This window comes from Streptomyces sp. MJM8645 (genome assembly GCF_001625365.1).
Taxonomy (GTDB): Bacteria; Actinomycetota; Actinomycetes; order Streptomycetales; family Streptomycetaceae; genus Kitasatospora.
The window spans coordinates 5243843-5269405 of sequence record NZ_LJJF01000001.1 but is presented as its reverse complement, the minus strand read 5'-3'; the positions used below and the strand labels follow the sequence as shown (position 1 = coordinate 5269405).

General features: G+C 72.8%; 17 protein-coding genes. 13 read left to right on the top strand and 4 right to left on the bottom strand.

The annotated features are described in order from the left end of the window. Window positions 1-359 precede the first annotated feature (359 nt). A complete protein-coding gene (locus A6F73_RS22655; RefSeq protein ID WP_063349457.1) occupies window positions 360-4703 on the top strand; it encodes a ricin-type beta-trefoil lectin domain protein in 4344 nt (1447 codons plus the stop codon). A 189-nt stretch (window positions 4704-4892) separates the two neighbouring features. Further along, window positions 4893-8945 (top strand): beta-N-acetylglucosaminidase domain-containing protein, encoded by a 4053-nt coding sequence (locus A6F73_RS22645; RefSeq protein ID WP_244293471.1) that lies wholly within the window; start codon window positions 4893-4895, stop codon window positions 8943-8945. Between the two features lie 112 nt (window positions 8946-9057). Here A6F73_RS22645 and A6F73_RS22640 read toward each other — a convergent pair whose 3' ends face one another. Beyond that, window positions 9058-9702 carry an HNH endonuclease gene (locus A6F73_RS22640; RefSeq protein WP_063349454.1) on the bottom strand — a complete coding sequence of 215 codons (645 nt, stop codon included), beginning with the start codon at window positions 9700-9702 and terminating at the stop codon, window positions 9058-9060. 436 nt (window positions 9703-10138) lie between these two features. Between A6F73_RS22640 and A6F73_RS22635 the strand changes: the two genes are divergently transcribed. The 8 genes from A6F73_RS22635 to A6F73_RS22600 all read left to right on the top strand — a co-directional run bounded on the left by A6F73_RS22635 (window position 10139) and on the right by A6F73_RS22600 (window position 19369). Beyond that, entirely contained in the window at window positions 10139-11320 is a 1182-nt protein-coding gene (locus A6F73_RS22635; protein WP_244293470.1) for a mechanosensitive ion channel family protein, read from the top strand. Between the two features lie 235 nt (window positions 11321-11555). After that, the gene (locus A6F73_RS22630; RefSeq protein WP_244293469.1) at window positions 11556-12746 is read left to right on the top strand and encodes an ROK family transcriptional regulator; all 1191 of its coding nucleotides are present in this window, start codon (window positions 11556-11558) and stop codon (window positions 12744-12746) included. 127 nt (window positions 12747-12873) lie between these two features. Then, the gene (locus tag A6F73_RS22625) at window positions 12874-14229 is read left to right on the top strand and encodes an ABC transporter substrate-binding protein (protein WP_063349452.1); all 1356 of its coding nucleotides are present in this window, start codon (window positions 12874-12876) and stop codon (window positions 14227-14229) included. A 23-nt stretch (window positions 14230-14252) separates the two neighbouring features. Further along, entirely contained in the window at window positions 14253-15251 is a 999-nt protein-coding gene (locus A6F73_RS22620) for a sugar ABC transporter permease (protein ID WP_079135906.1), read from the top strand. Window positions 15252-15292: 41 nt separating this feature from the next. Then, window positions 15293-16201, top strand: a complete 909-nt coding sequence (locus A6F73_RS22615) for a carbohydrate ABC transporter permease (RefSeq protein WP_063351434.1) — start codon at window positions 15293-15295, stop codon at window positions 16199-16201. After that, the gene (locus A6F73_RS22610) at window positions 16201-17490 is read left to right on the top strand and encodes a 6-phospho-beta-glucosidase (RefSeq protein WP_063349451.1); all 1290 of its coding nucleotides are present in this window, start codon (window positions 16201-16203) and stop codon (window positions 17488-17490) included. The genes A6F73_RS22615 and A6F73_RS22610 overlap by 1 nt, the downstream gene beginning before the upstream one ends. A 153-nt stretch (window positions 17491-17643) precedes the next feature. Then, the gene (locus A6F73_RS22605; protein WP_063349450.1) at window positions 17644-18663 is read left to right on the top strand and encodes a BadF/BadG/BcrA/BcrD ATPase family protein; all 1020 of its coding nucleotides are present in this window, start codon (window positions 17644-17646) and stop codon (window positions 18661-18663) included. Window positions 18664-18793: 130 nt separating this feature from the next. After that, entirely contained in the window at window positions 18794-19369 is a 576-nt protein-coding gene (locus A6F73_RS22600) for a hypothetical protein (RefSeq protein ID WP_063349449.1), read from the top strand. Between the two features lie 55 nt (window positions 19370-19424). Here A6F73_RS22600 and A6F73_RS22595 read toward each other — a convergent pair whose 3' ends face one another. Both A6F73_RS22595 and A6F73_RS22590 read right to left on the bottom strand, forming a co-directional pair. Beyond that, the gene (locus tag A6F73_RS22595; RefSeq protein WP_063349448.1) at window positions 19425-20087 is read right to left on the bottom strand and encodes a response regulator transcription factor; all 663 of its coding nucleotides are present in this window, start codon (window positions 20085-20087) and stop codon (window positions 19425-19427) included. Further along, window positions 20084-21259, bottom strand: a complete 1176-nt coding sequence (locus A6F73_RS22590) for a histidine kinase (RefSeq protein ID WP_063351433.1) — start codon at window positions 21257-21259, stop codon at window positions 20084-20086. The genes A6F73_RS22595 and A6F73_RS22590 overlap by 4 nt, the downstream gene beginning before the upstream one ends. A 134-nt stretch (window positions 21260-21393) precedes the next feature. Here A6F73_RS22590 and A6F73_RS22585 point away from each other — a divergent pair, with 134 nt between their 5' ends. Both A6F73_RS22585 and A6F73_RS22580 read left to right on the top strand, forming a co-directional pair. Then, on the top strand, window positions 21394-22308 hold the full coding sequence (locus A6F73_RS22585; protein ID WP_063349447.1) for an ATP-binding cassette domain-containing protein: 915 nt from the start codon (window positions 21394-21396) through the stop codon (window positions 22306-22308). Beyond that, the gene (locus tag A6F73_RS22580) at window positions 22305-23168 is read left to right on the top strand and encodes an ABC transporter permease (protein WP_063349446.1); all 864 of its coding nucleotides are present in this window, start codon (window positions 22305-22307) and stop codon (window positions 23166-23168) included. Before A6F73_RS22585 ends, A6F73_RS22580 begins: the two co-directional genes overlap by 4 nt. A 20-nt stretch (window positions 23169-23188) precedes the next feature. Here A6F73_RS22580 and A6F73_RS22575 read toward each other — a convergent pair whose 3' ends face one another. After that, window positions 23189-23956: a tyrosine-protein phosphatase gene (locus A6F73_RS22575; protein WP_063349445.1), complete on the bottom strand. Its 768-nt coding sequence runs from the start codon at window positions 23954-23956 to the stop codon at window positions 23189-23191. Between the two features lie 362 nt (window positions 23957-24318). Here A6F73_RS22575 and A6F73_RS22570 point away from each other — a divergent pair, with 362 nt between their 5' ends. Next, entirely contained in the window at window positions 24319-25434 is a 1116-nt protein-coding gene (locus tag A6F73_RS22570) for a helix-turn-helix domain-containing protein (protein ID WP_244293468.1), read from the top strand. The last annotated feature ends 129 nt before the right edge of the window (window positions 25435-25563 follow it).

The window sequence follows — 25563 nt, the reverse complement described above, 5'->3', positions numbered from 1 at the left end:
CGCGGCCAGCCGCGAACTTCTCGAGCGGTTGAACAGGCGGAAGTGACGAGACAATTGACTCCCCCACACATTGCCGAACCTTGAAGCGGGCCGACCACGTCAGCCCAGGCCACCGGCACTTTAGGGGCACACGACCAATCAACAGTATGGAAATCTTAAAATTACTCCGCGTGATCCATGTCACTCGGAGAGCAATGTGCCACCACCTCAGACAACTCGGACACCTTGTCGACAAAATGCTTTGACAGTCGAACAGGCGTGAAGGCAGCGTGCGGCTGACCTCTACTCACATCACCAAAGACGACAGGTTCTTCATGCCGAGGCCACAACCTCCATCCCTTTCAGCTTCCAAGCGAACTATGAAAAGCCGGACATTCGGCGCAGCCTTTCTGCCGCTCGCCTGCACGGCCGCGCTCTCCCTCGGTGCCGGCCTGCTGGCGGAGCCGAGCATCGCGTTCGCGGCTCCCCCCGACCGCAACCACGGCCCCGCCGACACCTCCTGGCCACCCCATCCGGCGCCTCCAGCCAAGGGCGGCCCGACCGACCCCCGGTCAGCGCAGGCCGAGGCGATACGAGCGGCCCAGGTCAAGGCGAAGAACACCGGGAAGCCCGTCATCGTCGACGCACTGACCACGGGCAGCAGCCAGACCTCCGCCAACCCGGACGGCACACTGACCAGCGACTCCACCTCGGTCGCGGAGCGGGTCAAGAACGCCGACGGCACCTGGCGCGCCGTGGACGCGACCCTCCGGACCAACCCGGACGGCACACTCGCGCCGACGGCCGTCCCCTCCGCCCTGACCCTCTCCGGCGGCGGCAGCGGACCGCTGGCCACCATGGCGACAGCAGACGGCAAGAAGCTGTCACTCAAGGCCCCGTTCGACCTGCCGAAGCCGGAGATCAACGGGAACAGCGCGCTCTACCGCTCCGTCCTGCCCGACGTCGATCTGGAGATGAGCGCCACCACCGCCGGCGGCTGGCGCCAGGTCCTGATCGTCCGCACCGCCCAGGCCGCGACCAACCCGAAGATCAAGAACCTGCACCTGGACATCGTCGCCGACGGGTTGACGGTCAAGGCGGATGCCGTCGGCAACCTGACGGCCGAGGACGTGTCCGGCAAGCCTCGCTTCACCGCTCCGGCACCGGCGATGTGGGACTCCACCCCAGCGACCGCACCCACACCCGGTGCGGCGCCCCGGACCGAAGCCCAGGGCAAGGCCGCCACAGCGGCCCCCGCAGACAACACGCCGGTACCGGTCGAGTCCAGCAGCAAGGGGCCCGGTGCCAACGCCAGGACGGCGCCGATGGCCACCAGCGTGAGTGGCAGCGGCATCGACCTGGTGCCGGACGCCTCGGTGCTCGGTCAGGGCACCGGCCCCTGGTACCTCGACCCGGGTTGGAACCCCAGCGTCGACAACGGCGCCCAGGCCTGGGCGCAGGTCCAGGAGGCCTACCCCAGGACCCCGGAGTACAACGGCACCCAGTACGGCCAGGACAAACCCGCAGCCGGCTACTGCGGGTACATCGACGCGGCCAACCGCTGCGAGAAGGAGGGCCGCGAGCGGGCCTACTTCCAGGTCGGTCTGAACTCGGCGTTCTGGGATTCGGCCGTACAGAGCGCCACGCTCTACGCCACCGTCGCGCAGTCGTCGAGCCCTTCCACCTCCACGCCGATGGGCCTCTACTCGACCGGGTCGGGCACCAACAACCCGATCAACCAGTGGACTCGCTGGGAGGCACAGCCCTGCCCTGAGCTTTCGAACTGCTCCAAGGTCGGCATGACCTGGATGCAGGGGGCCGGCGGCATCGAGTTCAACGTCTACAGCCAGATGGCGCAGGCGGCGCGCGAGCACTGGAGCGGCTGGACCTTCCTGTTCGCGCCCGACAACGAGAACTACAAGTTCTACCGCCAGCGGTTCGCCAACAACCCGCACATCGTCGTCACCTACGACTTCACGCCCCGCATCGGCACCCCGGTCATCAGCCCGACCCCGGGATTCGCCCGGGACGCGGCCTACGACCAGTGCCAGACTCCTGGCACCGCTCACCCGTGGGACAACCCGGGCTGGCTCGGCATCAACACCGACATCAACCTGAGCGTGGACACCTGGTCGCCGACCAACGAGCAGCTCTGGACCACGTTCAAGATCTGGGACGACGACGACAACGGTTCCTCGAAGCTCTACGAGACCGGCTGGACATCGGGTTGGGGCCGCAAGAACGTGAACGTCGGCTCGCTGATCGATGGTCACCAGTACGGCTGGTTCGCCGCCACCACCGACGGGACGCTCACCAGCGACAACAGCCAGATGTGCTTCCTGCGCATCGACCGGACCCCGCCGACCGCACGAGTCGCCTCGACGGACTTCCCCGAGTCCGGCACGCTCGGCGGCCACCCGAAGCTCGTCGGCCAGGAGGGCGTCTTCACCCTGACCGGCACCGATCCGGCTCCGGCCACCGGCGGCCGCTCCTCCGGCCTGGCCTGCGCCCGCTGGACGACCGACCCCGTCCAGGCTGCGGCCACCGGCTGGAACTGCACCGACGGCGGCAACGTCGTCAAGATGAACGGCGACGGCAGCTTCCAGCTGACGTACACCCCGTGGCACTGGGGGACCAACTTCCTCTACCTGCAGACACAGGACAACGCCGGCAACATGTCACAGCCGGTCGCCTACACCTACTACGTCCCGAGCAACCCCGATGCCCCTGCGCCGCTCATGGGCGACATCGACGCCGACCGTAAGGCCGACATCCTTCTGCCGGACGGCACCGGCGCCCTGCGCATGATCGGGGCGAACGCCGACCCGTACTCCGCACCGAACGCCAAGCCCGTCTCCGCCCCCGGCACCACTGACTGGAGCACCGTCCAGATCACCCACCGGGGTTCGTTCACCGAGCGGAACGTCGACGACCTGGTCGCGCACACCCCCGGCGCCGCAGAGCTCTACCTCTACGCCAACGACGACATCGCCGCCCACCTTGACGGCCAGGCACCCATCTCGGTGTCCAAGTCCCGCCGGTGTGGGCTCCCTGACGGCACCCCGATCGCGTGCGCGGACTACGAGAACAGAAGCGACTGGTCTGCGGTCACCCAAATCGCGGCGTTCGGTTCCCCGAACGGTGACACTCCCAAGAACCCGGGCACGACGCTGGTCGGCCTGCCACGTTCGTCGCTGCTCTACGTCGAGAAGGGCCGGCTCTGGCTCGCGCTGTCGACGAGCGTGGGCAAGCTCGACGGCCCAGCCATCCTGCTGTCGCAGAGCCAGGCCTGGGACTCCTACGACCTGATCACGCCCGGCCCGACCAAGGGAACGAACCTGCCCACGCTGTGGGGCCGGTCCAGGAACGACGGAACCATCCACGCCTACCAGTTGGCCAAGGGCAGCACTCCTGGCACCTTCGACACCTCCGGGTTCACCGACCCCACAAAGGGTTTGCTGGCCAGCGACATCGACCACAGGCTGTACCCGAAGGTCGGCTCCAACGGCGACGTCACGGGCGACGGCATCCCGGACCTCTGGGCCGTCGACACCAACAACCAACTGGTCGCCTGGGCCGGCATCGGCACCAAGGCGTCCGACGTCAACAGCGGGCCGACGGTGACCGGTCTGGAGAAGGATCCGGTCGTCCTCGGCAACCTCGACCGCCCGATCGCCAGCTGGCTGGCCGCGCCCGACGGCGGCAACACCGTCAACGACGGCCAGGGCAAGGCCAACGGCACCGCCTCCGGCGTCAACTGGGGCTGGGACAACGTGGGTGGGAAGGGCACCACGGTCGCGGGCTTCAGCCCGGGCAACGGCTCGAACATCACCACGCAAGGTCCGGTGGTCGACACCCGTAAGAGCTTCACCGTCTCGACCTGGGTGAAGTCCGGCCCGGCAGGCGGCGTCGTCGCCGCCCAGACCGCAAACCACGCCACCGACTTCATGCTCTACAACGACGGCGGCACCGGGGCCTGGCGGTTCGCGCTGAGCTGGACCGACGGCGGCGGATGGCCGTTCCACTACACGAGCACCACCAACGCGAACGTGAACTCCCGGGTCGGCGTCTGGACCCAGCTCACGGCCTCGTACAACAGCAGAACCGGGCTGATGTCGCTGTACGTGGACGGGGTTCTCGCCGGAACGGGCTACCACTCGGCCGCCGAGAGCTCCGCACCGTCCGGCCCGTTCGTGTTGGGCCGCTACAAGCAGAACGACCAGCCGAGCCCGTCCTTCGACGGCAGCATCAGCAGCACCGCCGTCTACCCCTTCGCGGTGGCCCCCACCGCGCCTGGCACCAGTGGTGTCATCAGGTCGGGCGTCGACGCGAACATGTGCATCGACGACAACGGCTTCGGTACGGCCAACGGCGCCGCGATCCAGCTGTGGGGCTGCCACGGTGACGCCTCGCAGCAGTTCTCGCTCGGCAACGACGGCACCGTCCGCGTGCTGGGCGGCTGCATGGCGCCGGTGAACGCCGGAAAGGACAACTACACGAAGGTGGAGTACCACCTCTGCGACGGCACGGACCCGCAGAAGTGGATTCCGCTCGCCAACAACGCGCTGTACCACCCGTTCTCGGGCCGCTGCCTGGACCTCCCGGGGTGGCAGGCCGTGAACGGCAACCAGCTCCAGCTGTACGACTGCCACTTCAGGGAGTCCCAGCAGTGGCCCGTCCCGGCCCTGCGGACAGCCGTGCTGCCCGCTCCGCCGCGCTCCTGAGCTGCGCGTCCTGAGCTCGTACCGGGCCTGTTCCGCCAATCGGCGGGGCAGGCCCGGGGCGTTGGCGGGAAAGTACAGAGAGAGTGACTAATGATGCTAAATCAGGCATAGCGGGCGGCCGCGTTGACACCGGGTTGGGTAGCTGGTGGGGTTGCGGCGATGTGGTCCAGGCCTGGCGAGGAGGCTCCTGTGGAAGCCCGAGTGTCCGTTGTGGCCGGGCGGCGGCTGCGGCAGCGGTTGGAGCGGAGTGCGGCGTTGCGGGAGGTGCTGTACCACCCGGCGGCGCTGGCGGCGCGGCGGGCCACGGCGCGGACGTGCCGTCAACTGGCGCCCAGGACGGCGGACCGGCTGATCGCCGGCCTCAAGGGGACGGAACCGCTGCTGGCGTCGGTGCGGGCGGAGCGGGCCCGGCGGGCGGCGGGGCGGCCGGGGCGGCGGACCCTGCAGATCGCGGCGGGGGTCGCGGCGGCGGCGGTGGTCGGCGGGCTGCTGGCCGGGCCGATGCCGTCGGCGGCGTACGCGGCGTCGGCGGGGCCGGACGTGGTGAGCAGCGCGCCGCAGACGCCGCTGGGGAGCATGACGAACCCGCAGGTGTTCCCGCGGCCGCAGGAGCAGACGGTGGCCGGCAAGCCGGTCGCGGTGCCGGCCGCGGTGACGCTGGTGCCGGCGCCGGACGCGGACCTCGGGGCGTTGGACGCCGTCCGGGAGGTGCTGGAGGTCGCCGGGGCGACGACCGTGACCCCGGAGCCGGACGCCGACGCGCCGGCCGCCGGGTCGCTGGTGGTGTACGTCGGCGGACCGGCCGAGGGCGCCGACGGCCGGACGGACCGGGCGCTGCGCGCGCTGTCCGCCGCGGCCGGCGGCAAGGACGGCGCCGCCCCCTCGACCGTGGGCATGCCGGCCGGCGGGTATGTGCTGTCGGTCGGTCAGCTGCCGGCCCAGGGCGGTGGGACGTACGGCGCGGTGGTGCTGGCGGGCGCGGATGCGGTGGGCACCTTCTACGCCGCGCAGAGCCTGCGCCAGCTGCTCGCCGCCGTCCCGGCCGGGCAGGGGCAGGCGCCGGGCGTCGCCGGGCTGGGCCTGCCCGGGATCACGCTGCGGGACTGGCCGAGCGGCGCGCCGGTGCGCGGCACCGCGGAGGCGTTCTACGGCAGCCCGTGGACGGCGCAGCAGCGGCTCGACCAGGTGGACTTCCTCGGCCGCTCCAAGCAGAACTTCTACCTCTACGCCCCCGGTGACGACCCGTTCCGGCTCTCCCGCTGGCGCGACGCCTACCCCGCCGCCCAGGCCGACGAGCTGCGCCAACTGGGCGGCCTGGCCCGGCGCGACCACGTCACGCTCGGCTACGCGATCGACCCGGGGCAGTCGCTCTGCTTCAGCTCCGGCAAGGACGTGGACGCGCTGGTGGCCAAGCTGGACGGGCTGCGCAAGCTCGGCTTCACCGCCTTCCAGCTCCAGTTCCTGGACGTCAGCTACGACGAGTGGCACTGCGGCGACGACCGCGACACGTACGGCACCGGCCCGGCCGCGGCCGCCAAGGCGCAGGCCGCGCTGGTGACCAAGGTGCGGGACCGGCTGATCGCGCGCAACCCGGGCCTGGCGCCGCTGTCCGTCGTGCCCACCGAGTACCACAAGCAGGGCGTCACGCCGTACCGCAAGGCGCTGGCCGCGGCGCTGCCGGACGGCGTGCAGGTGGCCTGGAGCGGGGGCGGGGTGATCCCGGAGAAGATCACCGGCGCCCAGGCCGCCGAGACCGGCGACCTGTACGGCCACCCGCTGGTCACCATGGACAACTACCCGGTCAACGACGCCAGCCCGGACCGGCTCTTCCTCGGCGCCTACACCGGGCGCGAACCGGAGGTGGCCACCCGCTCGGCGGTGATGCTCACCGGTGCCATGCAGCAGCCGGTGGCCTCCCGGATCGCCCTCGCCACGGCCGGCGACTTCGCCTGGAACCCGGCCGGCTACCGGCCGGAGGACTCCTGGCAGGCCGCGGTGCGCTCGCTCGCCGGCCCGACCGGCGCCGGCAGCACGCCCGCCGGCACCGCCCTGTCCGCGGTCACCGCGCTGGCCGGCAACAGCTCCTCCTCGCCGCTGTCCAAGCAGGAGTCCGGCTACCTGACGCCGCTGCTCGACCGGTTCTGGGCCGCCGCCGAGCCCACCTCCGGCACCGCGTCGGACCTCGCCAAGCTGATAGAGGCCGCCGCGCCCCTGCGGGACGCCTTCGCCGCGATGGCCACCGCCCAGCAGACCCTCGCCGGCACCCAGGCCACCGCCCAGCTCGCCGCCGAGGCCGCGCCCTGGCTCGCCCCGCTGCACGACTACGGGCTGGCCGGACAGTCCTCGCTGGACATGCTGCTGGCCCAGCACGGCGGCGACGGCGCGGCCGCCTGGAAGGCCCGGGTGGAGCTCAACCGGCTGCGCGAGCAGCTCGCGCAGAGCCCGGCCACGATCGGCGCGGACGTGCTCGCCCCGTTCCTGGAGCGGGCCGTCCAGGCCGCCGACAACTGGGCCGGGGTGGCCGGCGGCGGGATCACCCCGACCACCACCATGGGCACCGCGCACGACCACCTGCCCGCGCTGATGACCGACGGCGTGGCCGACACGTTCTACTGGAGCTCCGCTCCCCCGCAGCCCGGCGACGCGGTCGGCGTCGACCTCGGCGGCGGGCGCCCGGTCGGCGCCGTCACCGTGCTGATGGGCTCCTGGGGCAACGGGCCGGACGGCCGGAGCGCGGTCGACGACTACCTCCACGACGGCGTGCTGGAGTACAGCACCGGCGAGGGCGGCTGGAAGCAGCTCGCCGTGGTCAAGAACCAGAAGTCGGTCAGCGCCAAGCTGCCGGCCGGCCCGGTGGTGCGGGCGGTGCGGCTGCGGGCCACCGCCGCCCAGAAGACCGCCGTCGCGGTGCGCGAGTTCACCGTCACCGCGCCCGACGACGCCCCCGCCAGCGTCACCGGCGGCCCCGCCGCGCTGCCCGGCTCCTCGGCGTCCGCGGTGCTGGACGGCAACCCGGACACCGCGTACCGGGCCGCCAAGCCGCCCACCGCGCAGGACGAGCCGCTCACCGTCGAGCTGGGCGCCGCCCGCCCGCTCGACCGGCTCACCGTGCTCACCGACCCGGGCGTGCACGCCACCGCCACCGTCTCGGTGCGCCGCTCGGACGGCGGCTGGACGGACATCGGCACCGTGCAGCCCGGCTACAACGAGCTGCCGGCCGGCGGGCAGGCCGCCGACGCGTTCCGGCTGACCTGGAAGCCGGGCGGCGACCCGCCGGTGGTCAACCAGGTGATCCCCTGGTACGCGGACGTCCCGGCGGCCCGGCTCAGCCTGTCCGACCCGACCCTGGACGTGGTGGCCGGCGCCGCCGCGCCCGCCCAGACCCGGGCCACCGTCGAGGCCGGCCGCCCCGAGGGGACCACCGGCGAGCTGCGCACCGAGGTGCCGGCCGCGGCCAAGGGCCTGACCGTGACCCCGGCAGCCGGGGTGACCGTGCCGCGCGGCGGCCGCATCGGCGTGCCGCTGCTGGTCAGCGCCGATCCCGGGACGCCGTTCGGGACGTACCAGGTGCCGGTGCAGTTCGTGGCCGGCGCCACCACCGTGAAGCAGGTGCTCCAGGTGCGCGTGGTGCCGCCGACCAGCGGTCCGGACCTGGCGCTCCACGCGAAGGCCACCTCCTCGGGCGACGAGACGCCGAACTTCCCCGCCGCGGCGGTCACCGACGGTGACCCGAAGACCCGCTGGTCCTCCCCCGCCAAGGACGACGCCTGGGTGCAGCTGGAACTGCCGCAGACGACCCACCTGGGCGCGGCGGTGCTGCACTGGCAGGCCGCGTACGCCGCCGCCTACCGGCTCCAGGTCTCGGCGGACGGCACCACCTGGACCGACGCGGCGACGGTGGACAACGGCAGGGGCGGCGACGAGACCGTGCGCTTCGACGCGCCAGGCGCCCGGTTCCTCCGGGTGCAGGGCGTGGCCCGGGCCAACAAGTACGGCTACTCGCTGTGGGGCGTCGAGCTGTACGCCGTCACCCCGCCCGCCCCGTCGCAGCCGCCGACCGTCCCCCCGGCCCAGCCGGACGGCGGCGCCACCACCGCGCCCACCACCGCGCCCACGGCCCCGACCACGGCCCCGACCGCTCCGAGCGCCCCGGCCACGCCCCCGGCGGGCGGGACTCCGGGCGGTACGACAGGCGGCACGACAGGCGGCACGACGGGCGGGACAGCGCCGCCGAAGAAGTAGTCACCGCGCCCCCCACCGGACAACGCGGCGGGCCGCCGTGCTCCCCGGTGGGGGGCGCGGCGGCCCATGAGGCGTACCGACGATATGACGGGCTGGCCCTTGTGGAGCGGGGTCAGGCGGAGAGCGGTTCGGGCTGCTCACCGCGGCGGACGGGGGCGGAGTGGGCCGAGTGCGCCCGGCCGAGCGGGACGGGGAGGCCCTGCTCGGTATGGTCGAGGTGCTCGTACTCGCCCCACTGCGGGGCGCGCAACTGGTCGGAGCCGCCGTACGGCTCCAGGTAGGGGCGCCAGCGCGGGTCCTTGATGCCGGTGCCGATGATCCGCCAGGCGAGGCCGCTGGGCGGGGCCGGTGGGCGCTTCATCCGCCAGCCGAGTTCGGTGAGGTGGCGGTCGGCCTTGGTGTGGTTGCAGCGGCGGCAGGCCGCCACCACGTTGTCCCACCGGTGCTGGCCGCCCCGGCTGCGCGGGATGACGTGGTCGACGCTGGTGGCGGCGGCCCCGCAGTAGACGCAGCGGCCGTGGTCACGGGCGAACAGCGCCCGGCGGGTGAGCGGGACGGGCCCGCAGAACGGGACCCGGACGAAGCGGGTCAGGCGGACGACGGACGGCGCCGGAAGGGCGCTGGTGGCGCTGTGCAGAGTGACTTCCGAGTCCTCCAGGCTGACCGCCTTGTGGTTGAGGACCAGGATGAGTGCGCGGCGCATCGATACGACGCCGAGTGGCTCGTAGGACGCGTTGAGGACCAGGACATGCGGCACGGATGCCTCCTTGGACGCCTGCGGCGCGTGGCTCGCGCCGGGACGAGCGGTTGGATCGCACAACTGGTGCGCGATCTCCCCCAGTGTCGCCTTACGCCTTTGTACGGCGCCACCACTCCTGTGTAACGGACCTGGTGTGAACTTCCGGTGTGGCTTCTGTCATAGCCGGTATGCCCTGGGGAAGGTCGGGTTGCACCCGGGTGCCCTCGGGGTGCCGCCCGTGGCCCTCCCGGGGGAGCGCTCGGCCGGTCGGAGCAGCGGCCGACCCCGTCGTCCGGGGGAGCGCACCGGTGCGCTGACGGGGCGTTCGCGTTGCTCCGTACGCCCTTCGGCGTGTCCGGTCGGGTGTTCGGCGCCGGTTAGGCTGAGGCGGACGGTCCGCGGGCCGCGTGCCGCGGCGCGGGCCCGCCACGCCCCCTTGCAGGAAGGCCCGCACGTGTTCCGCTCCGGCGCCACCGGTATCGCCGACGCGTCCTCGACGCTCTCCACTCCGACACCGGCGCCCAGCCCGACCGCGCCGCAGCTGCCGCAGCTGGACCTGAGAATCCCGACCAGCGCGCAGGAGGTCAGCGACACCACCAAGCAGGCCGCCAGCTGGTTCGACACGCACTGGCAGGGCTGGCTGGCCGGCGGGGTGCGGATCGTCTTCATCGTGCTGCTGGCACTGGTGCTGCGCGCCGTGGTGCGCAAGCTGATCACCCAGCTGATCACACGGATGGCGCGCTCGCACGACCACCACGAGGAGAGCCGGCTCGGCGGGCTGCTGGCCAACACCGGGGTGGTGAACCCGGAGCGGCGCCAGCAGCGGTCGGAGGCGATCGGCTCGGTGCTGCGCAGCGTGGCGTCGTTCTCCATCCTGGGCACGGCCGCGCTGATGGTGCTGTCCGCGCTGGGCGTGAACCTGGCGCCGCTGCTGGCCAGCGCCGGTGTGGCCGGTGTGGCGATCGGTTTCGGCGCCCGCAACCTGGTGACGGACTTCCTCTCCGGGGTCTTCATGATCATGGAGGACCAGTACGGCGTCGGCGACGAGATCGACACCGGGGTGGCCGCCGGCACGGTGCTGGAGGTCGGCCTGCGGGTGACCAAGCTGCGCGGGGCCAACGGCGAGATCTGGTACATCCGCAACGGCGAGGTGAAGCGGATCGCCAACATGAGCCAGGGCTGGTCGACCGCCTCGGTGGACGTGCAGGTCGGGTACAAGGAGGACCTGCTGCGGGTCGAGGACCTGATCCAGGAGACGGCCGAGGCGCTGTCCAAGGAGTCGCCGTACGACGAGCTGGTCTGGGCACCGGTGTCGATCCTGGGCGTGGAGTCGGTCGCGGCGGACTCGGTGATGGTGCGGATCGAGGCGCGGACCGCGCCGGGCAAGGCGCCGGCCGTGTCCCGGGCGCTGCGCCAGCGCCTGAAGACGGCCTTCGACCAGGCCGGGATCAAGGTCAAGGAGGAGGCCGCGCCGGTGGCCGCCGCGGCGACGGCGGCCCCGGCCACCGGGGTGGTGATCTCCCCCGCGACCGAGTCGGCGCCGCCGTCCGCGCTGTCCGACCCGACCTCGCCCCGGTACCGGGCGACCGAGCCGATACCGGCACCGAGGCCGGCCGACGACCTCGCGAAGCCGTAGGACTTCCAGGCCCGGCAGTACGAAGCCCCGTTTCCCAAGACCCTTGGGAAACGGGGCTTCGTGCTGCCCGGTAACGCTTCGGCATCCTCCGGGCCGCGGACCATTGACACCCCGCTGACGGGGCCCGTACGGTCCTTCCCAAGCGACTGGAAACTTTCCTAACAGTTCGGCTCCCCGAACCCGAGGGTTCACCCTCGTCGCTCCCCCCACCAGCCGGAAGAGGAGGATTTCGCGCGTGACCAAGACCACCGCCAAGGCCCCCCTCGCCGGCACCCCCAGCCTGCTGCGCGCCATCAACGACCGCGCCGCCCTCGAACTGCTGCTGGAGAACGGACCGCTCTCCCGCACCCAGATCGGCACCCTGACCGGCCTCTCCAAGCCCACCGCCTCCCAGCTGCTGGCCCGCCTGGAGGCGGCCGGACTGGTCCTGCCGGTCGGCACCACCGCCGGCGGCCCCGGCCCCAACGCGCAGCTGTACGAGGTGAATCCGGCCGCCGGCCACGTCGCCGGACTGGACGTCACCAACAGCGAGATCAGAGTCGCCGTCGCCGACATCACCGGCTCCACGCTGGCCGAGCACGCCGTGCCGACCAAGGGCGTGCCGGCCGCCGAGACCGTCGCCAAGGTCGCCGCCGCCGTCGCCGAGACCGTCCGCGCCGCCGGGCTGGCCGCGGGCAGCCTGCGCACCGCCGCGATCGGCGTCGGCGGCGCCCCCGACCCGGTCACCGGCAAGCTGCGCTACGCCTCCCACCTGCCCGGCTGGCACTCGCCGCGGCTGGTCGAGGAGCTGTCCGAGGCGATCGGCGCGCCCGTGTCGATCGAGAACGACGTGAACCTCGCCGCCGTCGCCGAACAGGCCTCCGGCGCGGCGCGGGGCTCCGAGGACTTCGTCCTGCTCTGGGCCGGTGCGGGCACCGGCGCCGCGATCGTCATCGCCGGCCGGCTGCACCGCGGCTTCACCGGCGGCGCCGGGGAGGTCGGCTACATGCCGGTGCCCGGCTCGCCGGTCGCGCGGGACGTGCGCCGCCGCAAGTTCGGCGGGTTCCAGGAGCTGGTCGGCACACCCGCCGTCCGGACCCTGGCCCGCGAGCACGGGCTCGGCGCGCCCACCGCCGAGGACTCGATCGCCAAGGCCCTGGAGACCCCGGGCGCCGGCGACGCCTTCCTCGTCGAACTGGCCGGCCGGCTCGCCGTCGGACTGGCCGCGATCGTCGCCGTCGTCGACCCCCAGCTGGTGGTCCTCTCCGGCGCGGTGCCCACCGCGGGCGGCGAACGCCTGCGCGCCCTCGTCGAGGACGAACTGGCCAGGCTCTCCATCGCCCGGCCCGAGGTCCGCAGCAGCGCCCTGCCCGGCTCGCCCGTCCTGCTCGGCGCCCTGCAACGCGCGCTGGCGGACGCCCGCGAGGCGGTCTTCTCCACCCACTGACAGCCACCCACCGACGCTCCCCGGTCGCCCGCCACCCCGCACGCACCCTGCACCCACCTCTCCCCACCCCCGAACGCGGGCCCCGAGGCAATGACGCCTGCCCGCGCACCCCCAGGAGGACCTCGAAGTGCACTCCACCACCTCCCGCAGAGGCCGTCGCACGATCGCCGCCGTCACCGGCACCGCCGTCCTGGCCCTGCTCGCCACCGCCTGCACCGGCAGCAGCGAGAGCAGCGGCAGCGACGACTCGGCCAGCGGCAAGGACGTCACCATCACCTTCTGGCACGGCTGGAGCCAGGACAACGAGGTGAAGGCGATCAACGACAACATCGCCGCCTTCGAGAAGGCCCACCCCAACATCCACGTCAAGGCCGTGGACAACATCGCGGACGACAAGGTCAACCAGGCCCTGCGGGCCGGCGGCGACGACGCGCCGGACGTGGTCTCCTCCTTCACCACCAACAACGTCGGCATGTTCTGTTCGACCAAGGCGTTCACCGACCTCAAGCCGCTGCTGCAGAAGAGCGGCATCGACCCGGTCAAGACCTTCCCGGCCGCGATGCTCAACTACACGCAGTTCCAGGGCAACCAGTGCTCGCTGCCGCTGCTCGGCGACGCCTACGGCCTCTACTACAACAAGAAGGCCTTCGCCGACGCGGGCATCGCCAACCCGCCGAAGACCTTCAGCGAGTTCGCCGAGGACGCCAAGAAGCTGACCCTCGCGGACGGCGACGGCTACAAGCAGCTCGGCTTCATGCCGCTGTACCACGGCTACGAGTCGACCACCGAGCACTTCCTCGGCCAGTACGGCCCGACCTACTTCGGCGCCGACGGCAAGTCGAACATCGCCGCCGACCCGAAGGTCGCCGCGATGCTCAAGTGGCAGAAGGACATGGTCGACCAGCTCGGCGGCTACACCAAGCTGGAGAAGTACCGCGCCACCTTCGGCGAGGAGTTCAGCGCCAAGAACCCCTTCCTCACCGGCAAGGTCGCGATGGCCATCGACGGTGAGTGGCGCACCGCCGCCCTCGCCGACAACAAGCCCGACTTCGACTGGGCCACCGCCGCGTTCCCCGTCCCGGACGACCAGGCCGACACCTACGGCCGCGGCTACCAGACCGGCACCATCGTCGGCATCGCCAGCAGCAGCAAGAAGCAGGCCGCGGCCTGGGAGCTGGTCAAGTACCTGACCACCGACACCGACGCGGTGGTCGGCTTCGCCAACGCGATCCACAACGTGCCCAGCACCTTCGACGCGCTCAACTCGCCGAAGCTGACGAACGACCCGAACTTCAAGACCTTCATCGACGTCGCCAAGAACCAGTACTCGGGCACCACTCCGGCGGCCGTCAACGGCAGCGGCTACATCGCCTCCCTGCAGAACCTCGGCTACGACTACGAGTCCGGCAAGCAGCCCGATCTCGCGGCCGGCCTCGCGGCCACCGCCAAGGAGATCGACGCCGCCATCGCCCAGGCGAAGTAGCGGAAACGGTCCACGGAGCTCCCATGTCACTCGCGTTCGGCACCCGCAAGGGCACCGGATCGACCGACCCGGCGGCGCCCTCCACGCAGCACCTGCTGCGCCGGAAGCGCCGCCGGGAGGCGGCCCGCACCCTCGCCTTCCTCTCCCCCTGGCTGATCGGCTTCGGCGTCTTCTTCCTGTACCCGCTGATCTCCACCGCCTACTTCTCCTTCACCAAGTACAACGGCTTCGGCGCCCCCACCTTCAGCGGCCTGAAGAACTGGGACTACGTCTTCAACGACCTCCCGGCGTTCTGGCAGGGCCTGCGCAACACCGTGTGGCTGGTCTTCATCATGGTGAGCCTGCGGGTCGCCTTCGGCCTCGGCATCGGCCTGCTCATCACCAAGGTCAAGACCGGCGCCGGCTTCTTCCGCACCGCGTTCTACCTGCCGTACCTGGCACCGCCGGTGGCCGCCACCGTCGCCTTCGCCTTCCTGCTCAACCCCGGCACCGGCCCGGTCAACCACTTCCTCGGCGAGCTCGGCCTCCCGCAGCCCGGCTGGTTCGCCAGCGCCGACTGGTCCAAGCCCGCGCTCACCATGCTCGCCATGTGGGGCATCGGCGACCTGATGGTCATCTTCATGGCCTCGCTGCTCGACGTCCCCAAGGAGCAGTACGAGGCCGCCGAACTGGACGGCGCCGGACCCTTCCAGCGGTTCCGGTACGTCACGCTGCCGAACATCTCGCCGATCATCATGTTCGCCGTGGTCACCGGCGTCATCCAGACCATGCAGTACTACACCCAGGCGATCGTCGCCGGGAAGGTCGCCGGCGGCATCGCGGGCAACTCCGGCCAGCAGTTCGAGCCCGGCTTCCCGCAGGGCTCCACCTGGACCCTGCCGCAGATGGTCTACAACCTCGGCTTCCAGCGCTTCAACTACGGCGCGGCGTGCGTCGTCGCCCTGGTGCTGTTCGCCATCTCGATGGCCGTCACCTCGCTCCTGCTCCGCCGCAAGTCCGGCTTCATGGCGAGTGACGACTAGTCCGTGTGCTGCGGACCCAGCGGACCGATGAGGACCCGATCATGACTCTCAGCTCCACACTCACCAAGGCGCCCGCCCCGGCCGGCCCCTCCCGCGCCTCCGGACCGGCCGCCCGGGCGGCCCGCCGCCGCGCGATGCTCCACTGGGTGGCCGTGCACTCGCTGGCCATCGCCGCCGCGCTGTTCTTCCTGCTGCCGTTCGTCTTCGCCTTCCTCACCTCGGTGATGACCGACCAGCAGGCGCTCACCACCGACTACTGGCCGACCTCCTGGCAGTGGGGCAACTACGGCAAGGTCTGGGACACCCCCGGCTTCCTCACCTGGTGGCGCAACACCCTGCTCTACGCGGGCCTCGGCACCGTCCTGACCATCGTCTCCAGCCTGCCGGTCGCCTACGCGCTCGCCAAGTTCCGCTTCCGGGGCCGCAACCTGGCGCTGATGGCCGTCATCGCCATGATGATGCTCCCGCCGCAGGTCACCGTCATCCCGATGTACCTGTTCTGGGCCAAGCAGCTCGGCCTCGGCGGCTCGCTCTGGCCGCTCATCATCCCGATGGCCTTCGGCGACGCGTTCTCGATCTTCCTGCTGCGCCAGTTCCTGCTGACCATCCCCAAGGAGTACATCGAGGCCGCCCGGATCGACGGCTGCGGCGACCTGCGCACCCTGCTGAAGGTCGTGCTGCCGATGGCCAAGCCGGCCATCGCCGCCGTCGCCCTGTTCCAGTTCTTCTACTGCTGGAACGACTACTTCGGCCCGCAGATCTACGCCAGCAACAACCACGCGGCCTGGACGCTCTCGTACGGCCTGGAGTCGTTCAAGGGCGCCCACCACACCAACTGGAACCTCACCATGGCCGCCACCCTCCTCGTGATGGCACCGGTGATCATCCTCTTCTTCTTCGCACAGAAGGCCTTCATCGAAGGCGTGACACTGACAGGGGTCAAGGGCTGATGTCCGCACTCAAGTTGGCAATCGTCGGCGGCGGTTCGACGTACACCCCGGAGCTGATCGACGGCTTCGCCCGGCTCCGCGACACCCTGCCGATCGGCGAGCTGGTGCTCATCGACCCGGCCGCCGACCGGCTGGAGCTGATCGGCGGGCTCGCCCGGCGGATCTTCGCCAAGCAGGGGCACGGTGCCGTCGTCACCACCACCGTCGACGTCGAGGCCGGTGTCGCCGACGCCGACGCCGTGCTGCTGCAACTGCGCGTCGGCGGGCAGGCCGCCCGCAACCGGGACGAGACCTGGCCGCTGGAGTGCGGCTGCGTCGGCCAGGAGACCACCGGCGCCGGCGGCCTCGCCAAGGCGCTGCGCACCGTCCCGGTCGTCCTCGACATCGCCGAGAAGGTCCGGCGCGCCAACCCGGACGCCTGGATCGTCGACTTCACCAACCCCGTCGGCATCGTCACCCGCGCACTGCGCAACGCCGGCCACAAGGCCGTCGGCCTGTGCAACGTCGCCATCGGCTTCCAGCGCAAGTTCGCGACCCACCTCGGCGTCGACCCGGAACTGATCCGGCTCGACCACGTCGGCCTCAACCACCTCACCTGGGAGCGCGGCGTCACCCTGCTCGACGCCCCGGGCTCGACGACGGGCCGGGAGGTGCTGCCGGAGCTGCTCGCCGCACACGGCAAGGCCATCGCCGAGGACCTGCACCTGCCGCAGCCCGTCATCGAGCGGCTCGGCGTCGTACCGTCCTACTACCTGCGCTACTTCTACCAGCACGACGCCGTCGTCGAGGAACTCAAGGTGCAGGGCTCGCGGGCCGCCCAGGTCGCCGAGATCGAGCGGCAGCTGCTGGAGATGTACGCCGACCCGGCCCTCGACACCAAGCCTGAACTCCTCGGCCAGCGCGGCGGCGCGTTCTACTCCGAGGCGGCGGTCCAGCTGATCGCCGCGCTGCTCGGCACCGGCGGCGGGACGTCCGTACAGGTCGTCAACGCGCCGAACAACGGCGTGCTGCCGTTCCTGCCCGACGACGCCGTCATCGAGGTCCCGGCCGAGGTCGACGCCAACGGCGTCCGGCCGCTCCCCCAGCGGGCCGTCGAGCCGCTGTACGCCGGCCTCATCGCCGCCGTCACCGCGTACGAGCACCTCGCCCTCGACGCCGCCCTGCACGGCGGCCGCGACCGGGTCTTCGACGCCCTGCTCGCCCACCCGCTGGTCGGCCAGCTCGAACTCGCCGACCAGCTCACCGATCGGCTGCTCGCCCACAACCGCGAGCACCTCGCCTGGGCCTGACGGCCCGGGGCCCGGCTACGCACCCGGGCCCCGCCGGGAAAGCCGCCCGGCCCGCGATATGAGGGTGTCGCGGGCCGGGCACTGCGAGGAGACCGACCACCCCCGGCCGGGGACAACGCCACGGCCGGGCCACGTACGAGCCGCGGGGACCTGATGACCCACCAGCCCGAACCGACCCTGCCAGGCGTCCTCGCCATCGACGCCGGCAACTCCAAGACCGACGTCGCCCTGATCGGCGCCGACGGCACCGTCCACGGCACCGCCCGCGGCGGCGGCTTCGCACCCCAGAAGATCGGCGGCGCCGCCGCCGTCGCCGGCCTCGCCCCGCTCGTCGAACAGGCCGCCGCCGCGGCCGGCCACCCCGCCTGGAGCGGCGTCCTCACCAGCCACGTCAGCGCCTGCCTGGCCAACGCCGACCTGCCCGTCGAGGAGGAGGCCCTGCGCGCCGCGCTGGAATCCCACCCCTGGGGCACCAGCAACACCGTCGTCAACGACACCTTCGGCCTGCTGCGGGCCGGCACCGACGGCCCGCGCGGCGTCGCCGTCGTCTGCGGCGCCGGCATCAACTGCGTGGGCCTGCTGCCCGACGGCCGCACCGCCCGCTTCCCCGCCCTCGGCGAGCTCACCGGCGACTGGGGCGGCGGCGGGGGCCTGGCCGTCACCAGCATGTGGCACGCCGTCCGCCACGAGGACGGCCGCGGCGGCCCCACCGGGCTCTCCCGCGCCATCGCCGAGCACTTCGGCCTGCCCAGCGCCGGCGCCGTCGCCGAGGCCGTCCACCTCGGGCACCTGCCGACCAGCCGGCTGCACGAGATCGTCCGGGTGCTGTTCGCCGTCGCGGAGCAGGGCGACGAGGTCGCCCTGGGGCTGATCGACCGCCAGGCCGACGAGATCGTCCGGCTCGCCGTCGTCGCCCTTCGGCGGCTGGAACTGCTCGACACGCGGACCCCGCTGGTGCTCGGCGGCGGCGTGCTCGCCTCCCGGCAGCCGCTGCTGATCGACAACCTGACCGCCCGTCTGGCCGAGGCCGCGCCGCTCGCCGAACCGCGGGTCGTCGTCGCGCCGCCCGTCCTGGGCGCGGCCCTGCTCGGACTCGACCACCTCGGGGCGGGCCCCGCGGCCCAGGCCCGGCTGCGCGAGGCGTACGAGGCGCAACGGCCCGTCACCGTCTGACCGTTACGCCGCCCCTCAAGACTCCCGCCGCCGCCGGATCCGCACATCCGACGGCGGCGGGAACCACAGCCCGTGCACCAGTCGTCTACCTGTGTGACGAGTTCCGCCGTTGTCCGGGGAGACTAGTGCCATGGCCGTGCCCCGAACCCTCCTCGCCGCGCTGCTCTGCTGCACCGCCGCAGCCGCTCTCGCCGCCTGCACTCCCGCCGACTCCGCGCCCACCATCGCCGCCGCCTCCGCCGCCGCCGTCGCCGACGGGGCGTACGACGACGAGGACGACCTGCTGGACGACGACCTCGCCGGCCCCGAGCCCAGCATGGACACCTCCCCCTCCCCCTCCGCCGACTGCGCCACCCCGACCCCGACCGAACGCCCCGGGCACACCGTCCTCGTGGTCATCGCCACCGACGACGGCGACGTCACCGCCCAGCCCGCCCGCTACTCCTGCGACGAGGCCCGCTACGAGGGGACGGGGGCGCCGGCCCGCTACGGCTTCGCGACCGCCGGGGTCGAGGCCACGCTCGTCGACCACCCGCACGCCGACCCGACCAGACCCGTCCGGCTGGAGGACGTGCTCGGGCACCTGGAGGACTGCCTGGCCGAGCACGAACCCGACCCGCCGTACGGGTGCTACGGCAACGTGTACGACGTGGTGCTGGACTCGCACGGGCGGATCATGCGGATCGGGGAGCTGGTCGGGCCGTGATCCGGCTGTGGCGCGGCCGTGGTGCGGCCGTGGTGCGGCCGTGGACCGGCTGGGCTCAGGACGGGGCGACGAGGCCGAACTCGTAGGCCTGGATGACCAGGTGGACCCGGTCCCGGGCGTCCAGCTTGGTGAACAGCCGGGCCACGTGCGCCTTGGCGGTGGCCACGCTGATGGTCAGCTCCTCGGCGATCTCGCCGTTGGACAGCCCGCGGCCGACCAGCGTCAGCACCTCGCGCTCGCGGTCGGTGATCCCGTCGACCGTCGCCCGGCCGGACCGGGCGGCGGCGGGCTGCGGGCGGGCGGCGAACTCGCCGATCAGCCGGCGGGTGATGCTCGGCGCGATCAGGGCGTCCCCGGCGGCGACCACCCGGACGCCGTCGAGGATGGTCTCCAGGGCGAGGTCCTTGACCAGGAAGCCGGCCGCCCCGGCCCGCAGCGCGCCGTACACGTAGTCGTCGTCGTCGAAGGTGGTGAGGACGAGGACGTGGGTCGGCAGGCCGGGGTCGGCGGTGATCCGGCGGGTGGCCTCGATGCCGTCCATGCCGGGCATCCGGATGTCCATCACGGCGACGTCGGGGCGCAGCCGGCCGACCAGCTCCACCGCCTCGGCGCCGTTGCCGGCCTCGCCGACGACCTCCAGGTCCGGGGTGTCGGCGATGAGCACGCGCAGACCGGTGCGGATGAGCGGCTGGTCGTCGACCAGGACGACACGGATCACGGGGAGACCTCCACGGGGAGCGGCAGTCGGGCGGCGACCTGGAAGCCGCCCGCGGGGCGCGGGCCGGCGCTGAACTCGCCGTGCAGCAGGCCGACCCGCTCGCGCATGCCGGCGATGCCGTAACCGGAGCCGGCGGACGGCCCGCCGGCTCCGGCGCCGAGGTCGACGACGGTGACGGCGACCTCCTCGGGGCCGTAGTCGACGGTGACCCGGCAGTCCCGGGTGCCGGAGTGCTTGACCACGTTGGTGACCGCCTCCTGCACGATGCGGTAGGCGGCGAGGTCCACCTCGGGCGGCAGCGGGCGGGGCTCGCCGAGGCGGGTGAGCGCGACCCGCACGCCCGCGCCGGCCGTCTGCTCGACCAGCCGGTCCAACTCGCCCAGCCCCGGGGCGACCTCCATCGGCGCGGACTCCGGCTCGCCCTGGCGCAGCGCCCCGAGCATCCGGCGCAGCCCGGCCAGGGTCTCCCGGCTGGTCGCCTCGATGGCGTTCAGCGCGTTGCGGGTCTCGGCGGGCTGGGTGTCCATGACCCGGCTGCCCATCCCGGCCTGGATCGCGATGATGCCGATGCTGTGGGCGACCATGTCGTGCAACTCGCGGGCGATCCGCAGCCGTTCGGCGGTGATCGCCTGCTCGGTGGCGCGGCCGCGCAGGGCCTCGGTGTGCGCCCGGCTCTGCCGGACGGTGTTGCCGACCAGCCAGGCGATCGCGGCGGTCGAGGCGAACGCGGCTTGGGCGACGAAGTCGGTGTGGTAGTCGTTCGCCACCCGCCAGACCGCCAGGGCGGCCACCAGGGCGACCGGCATCGCGGCGGCGCACAGCGACACGGCCCGGGAGCGGGTGGCCGTGCAGTAGCCGATCGCCGCCTCGGCGAGCAGCAGCTGCACCACGGCCGTCTCCTGGATCCGCATGCCGATCGTGAACGCGCACGCGGCCAGCGGGATCGCCACCGCCAGCAGCGGAAGCCGGACCAGCAGCGACGCCATCAGGGTCGTGACCACCGCGGTGACCAGCAACGGCATGTCCTCGAAGTTGCCGTTGTAGCGGAACAGGTGGGCCAGCTCGTTGCTCCGCTGGAAGCCGCGGAACGTGATGACGGCCACCCAGAACGCCGCCACCCACACGCCCGGCGGCAGGCGCCTGAACAGGGGCGGACGAGGGTTGGTGATCATCGCCCGATGGTAGCGGCGGCCCGCGCGGCGGCGCATTGGCCCGAGGGCGTAATCCCCCGGGCCAGTGCGGCCGCCGGCGGTTGTGGCCCGCGGCCCGATGCCCGGCCGGGGCCCCGGACGGCACCGTTGTCCCCGTGATCGAGATCGAGCGACTGACCAAGCGGTACGGCGCCACCACGGCCGTCGACCAGTTGACCTTCACCGTCCGGCCGGGCACCGTCACCGGCTTCCTCGGCCCCAACGGCGCCGGCAAGTCCACCACGCTGCGGATGATCCTGGGGCTGCACACCCCGACCGAGGGGTCCGTCACGGTGGACGGCGTGCCCTTCGCGGACCGGCCGCGCGGACTGCGCCACGTCGGCGCCCTGCTGGACGCCCAGGACGTGCACGGCGGGCGCAGCGCCCGGGCCCACCTGTCGGCGCTCGCCCGCGGCAACCGCATCCCGCTCCGGCGGGTGGACGAGGTGCTCGCCGAGGTCGGCCTCGGCAAGGCCGCCGGGCGCCGGATCGGCGGCTACTCGCTGGGTATGAAGCAGCGGCTCGGCATCGCCGGCGCGCTGCTCGGCGACCCGCCGGTGCTGCTGTTCGACGAGCCGCTCAACGGCCTCGACCCGGAGGGCGTGCTGTGGGTGCGCGGCCTGTTCCGCCGCCTCGCCGAGGAGGGGCGGACGGTCTTCGTCTCCAGCCACATGATGGCCGAGATGGAGCACACCGCCGACCGGCTGGTGGTGATCGGCCGGGGCCGGCTGATCGCGGACGAGAGCCTGGCGGAGTTCTCCGCCCGCAACGCCGTCACCAGCGTGGCCGTCCGGGCTCCCGAACTGCCTTCGCTCGCCGAGGTGTTGCGGGCCGAAGGGGCGGCCGTACGGCAGGCGCAGGAGCCGGACGGGGCGGTGGTGACCGGGCTGCCCGCCGCCCGGATCGGCGAACTCGCCCTGCGGCACGGCCTGGTGCTGCACGAGCTCGCCACCCGTACCTCGTCCCTGGAGTCGGCGTTCATGTCGCTGACCGCCGACAGCGTCGAATACCTGGCAGGAGATGCCCGATGAGTACCGCCGCCCTCGCCCCCGCCCGCCCCCGCACCCTCCCGGCCGAGCCGCGGGCCCGGTTCGGCGACCTGCTCGCCGCCGAGTGGATCAAACTGCGCTCGCTGCGGTCCACGTACTGGGTGCTGGCGCTGGCCTCGCTGGCCGCGATCGTGGTCAACCTGAACGCCGTCCACACCGACCTGACCTACATCGACCATCCCCGCCCGCCGGTGCCCGGCTTCCCGCCGTACCGGTACGACCCGCTGTACCACGGCCTCAGCAGCATCTCCGGCGCCCTGATGGCCGTCGCGGCCGGCAGCCTCGGCGCGATCACCGTGTTCGGCGAGTACACCACCGGCATGATCCGCACCACCTTCGCCGCCGTGCCCGACCGGCGGGGCGTGGCCGTGGCCAAGGTGGTGCTGGTCGCCGGCCTCACCACGCTCGCCGGGGCGGTGGTGTCCGCGGTGTCCTTCTTCGGCAGCAACGCCATGCTGGCCTCCCGGCACGCCGGGCTCTCCATCGCCGACGAGGGCTGCCTGCGGGCCGTCCTCGGCTACGCGGCGATCGTGCCCGTCTGCGCGCTGATCGGGATGGCCCTCGGCGCCCTGCTGCGGCACGCCACCGCTTCGATCGTCTCGCTGGTCATGCTGCTGTTCATCGTGCCGATGCTGTTCGGCGGCGACCGCTACCGCTGGCTGAAGGAGATCGGCAACCACCTGCCGCTCGCCGCCGAGGGGAGGCTGACGATCAACCCCAACTCCTCGACGACGATGGGCAAGTACGCGCCGAGCGTGCTCGACTCCTGGATCACCCTGGGCGCCTGGGCGGCCGTCGCGCTGGCGGCGACGGTGGTCCTGATGCGGCGGCGGGACGTCTGACCCCGACGGAAGCCGGGGTGTCAGGCGGCCGAGGTCGCCGCGGCGGCCGCCTTGGCGCGGAAGGCGCCGAGGGTGGCGGCGGGGACGCCGCAGGCGGGGAGGAAGGCCTCGGCGCCGCCGTGGCGGGTGCGGACGCGGTCGAGGAAGACGGCCATGGCCTCCGCCGGGGCGTCGAGGAGCGGGGCGGGGATGGTGAGTTCGCGGCCTTCGGAGTCGGTGACCCGGGCGCCGCGGGCGTTGAGCGCGGTGCGGTGGCGCTCGGAGAGGCCGGCGAAGATCTGCGGCAGGGCGTCGGCGGTGCGGGCGTAGTCGGCGACGATCCGCTCGGCGGGCACGCCGAGGAGGTCCAGCAGCAGGGCGGTCAGCAGGCCGGTGCGGTCCTTGCCGGCGGCGCAGTGCAGGAGGACGGCGCCCGGGCGGGCGGCGGCCTCGACGGCGGCGGTGACGGCCTCGGGTGCGGACTCGGCCAGCAGCACGTAGTAGTCGCCGAGGTCGGCGGCGGTGGCCATGGTGCGCATCCGGGCGGCGAGGCCGTCGCCGGTGGGGTTCACCGGGGCCGCGACGACGGCTATCCCGGCGGCCTCGGCGGCGGCCCAGTCGGCGGGGTCGGTCTCGCGGGTGTCGCGCAGGTCGACGATGGTGCGGATGTCGCAGGCGCGCAGCTGGGCGACGGTGGCCTCGTCGGCGGCCGGGAACGGCTGGGCGGAGCGGTACAGCACGCCGGGGCGGATCCGCCGGCCCTCGGGGTCGCCGAGGACGGCGGGGTCGCGGAAGTTGACCAGGGACATGCGCGGGGCCTTTCGGTGGGGCCGTGGGGGGAGGGGGCCTGACATCCAGACGTCCATCTAGACGTCTAGATGTCTAGTCCCTCCCCGGGGTGCGGAGCAAACCACGGTCGCCCGCACCCCTCCATCCCACCCCCGCCGACCGGCCCCGTCGACCGGAGGGCGGGGACGGGAAGAAGGAGGGCGGGGAACCGGCGGCGGACGGGCGGCGGCCGAGCCGCCCCGGATGGACACGGTGATCCGGACCTCCACCCGGCCCGCGATAGCACCAGGTCAGCCGCCCACCCCGCACCGTTCGGCACCGTATCGATCCTGCTAAAGTTCCGCGCCGGATCATCACGCGTCACGGGGGGCGGAGTACCGCGGTGTCCGAGGGGACCGAGCACGACATACCCACCGAACTCGCCGAGGTCTACCTCGGGCTGCTCGCCGACGCCTCCCGCACCGGGAGGCTGCTGCGCCGGGACGAACTGGAGTGCCTGCGCACGCTGGGCGAGCACTGCGCCGAGGCCGGGTACGGGCTGCGCGACGTCGTCGCGCACTGCCTGTCGGCCACCCGGCGGGCCTGGCAGACACTGCCGGGCATCACCGCGGCGGGCGGCGTCGGAGAACTGCGCCGGCTCGGCGACGCCGTGCTCGCGGCGACCGAGGCCGCACTGGCCGCACTCGGCGAGGGACACGACCGCGCACAGCGCATGGCGGTCCGCCAACAGGAGTCCGCACGGCGCGAGTTCATCGACGACCTGCTGTACGGCCGCAGCGACCTGGGCCTGCTGGCGGAGCGCGCCGAGCGGTTCGGGCTGCGGCTGGCGGGCGCGTACGCGGTGGCGGTGGCCGTCGGCGACACGCCGTACGCAGACGTCCACCCGCTGGTGCACCGGGTGGAACGGGAGCTGGTCGGGCGGTTCGGCGAACGGGACGTCCTGCTCGCCGGCAAGGACGGCCGGCTGGTGTGCATCGCCCCGGACACCGAACGCGCCGTCCTGGAGGCCTTCGCCGACCTGACGCTGCGCCCCGGCCCCGGCTACCGCCCGGTGCTGCGGGTGGCCACCGGGCGCCGGCACTCGGGGGCCACCGGGGTGCTGCGCAGCTACGAGGAGGCGCTGGGCGCGCTGGACTACGCGGACCGGCTGGACCTGCCGGCACAGCAGCTGAAGGCCGAGGAACTACTGGTCTTCCCCGTGCTGATGCGCGACCGGGCAGCGATGGCCGACCTGGTGCGCAGCGTGCTGGGCCCGCTGACCGAGGCGCGCGGCGGCGCCCGCCCCCTGCTGGACACCATCGCGGTGCAGGCGGAGGCCGCGTACGTGAACGCGGAGGCGGCCCGGCGGCTGGGGCTGAGCGTGCGCACGCTCGGCTACCGGCTGGAGCGGATCAAGGCGCTGACCGGCTACGACCCGTCGGACGCCCTGCAGCGGTTCACCCTGGAGACGGCGGCCATGGGGGCCCGGCTGCTGAACTGGCCGGAGCAGCCGCTGTAGACGGCGGCCAAACGCCCCCGGGCCGTGCGTTCCAGGGTGTCAAAGAGCCGTAAAGATTGCCGGATCCTGGCAATGTGCGAACGGCCCCTCCGCTGTCACGATCTCCATGGCGCCGAGGTGCGGCGCCGT

Excerpts from the sequence above, each read along its gene's own strand:
- A6F73_RS22655 (WP_063349457.1), top strand. The coding sequence starts at position 360 with ATGAAAAGCCGGACATTCGGCGCAGCCTTTCTGCCGCTCGCCTGCACG.
- A6F73_RS22620 (WP_079135906.1), top strand. The coding sequence starts at position 14,253 with ATGTCACTCGCGTTCGGCACCCGCAAGGGCACCGGATCGACCGACCCG.
- A6F73_RS22615 (WP_063351434.1), top strand. The coding sequence starts at position 15,293 with ATGACTCTCAGCTCCACACTCACCAAGGCGCCCGCCCCGGCCGGCCCC.
- A6F73_RS22610 (WP_063349451.1), top strand. The coding sequence starts at position 16,201 with ATGTCCGCACTCAAGTTGGCAATCGTCGGCGGCGGTTCGACGTACACC.
- A6F73_RS22605 (WP_063349450.1), top strand. The coding sequence starts at position 17,644 with ATGACCCACCAGCCCGAACCGACCCTGCCAGGCGTCCTCGCCATCGAC.
- A6F73_RS22600 (WP_063349449.1), top strand. The coding sequence starts at position 18,794 with ATGGCCGTGCCCCGAACCCTCCTCGCCGCGCTGCTCTGCTGCACCGCC.
- A6F73_RS22590 (WP_063351433.1), bottom strand. The coding sequence starts at position 21,259 with ATGATCACCAACCCTCGTCCGCCCCTGTTCAGGCGCCTGCCGCCGGGC.
- A6F73_RS22580 (WP_063349446.1), top strand. The coding sequence starts at position 22,305 with ATGAGTACCGCCGCCCTCGCCCCCGCCCGCCCCCGCACCCTCCCGGCC.
- A6F73_RS22575 (WP_063349445.1), bottom strand. The coding sequence starts at position 23,956 with ATGTCCCTGGTCAACTTCCGCGACCCCGCCGTCCTCGGCGACCCCGAG.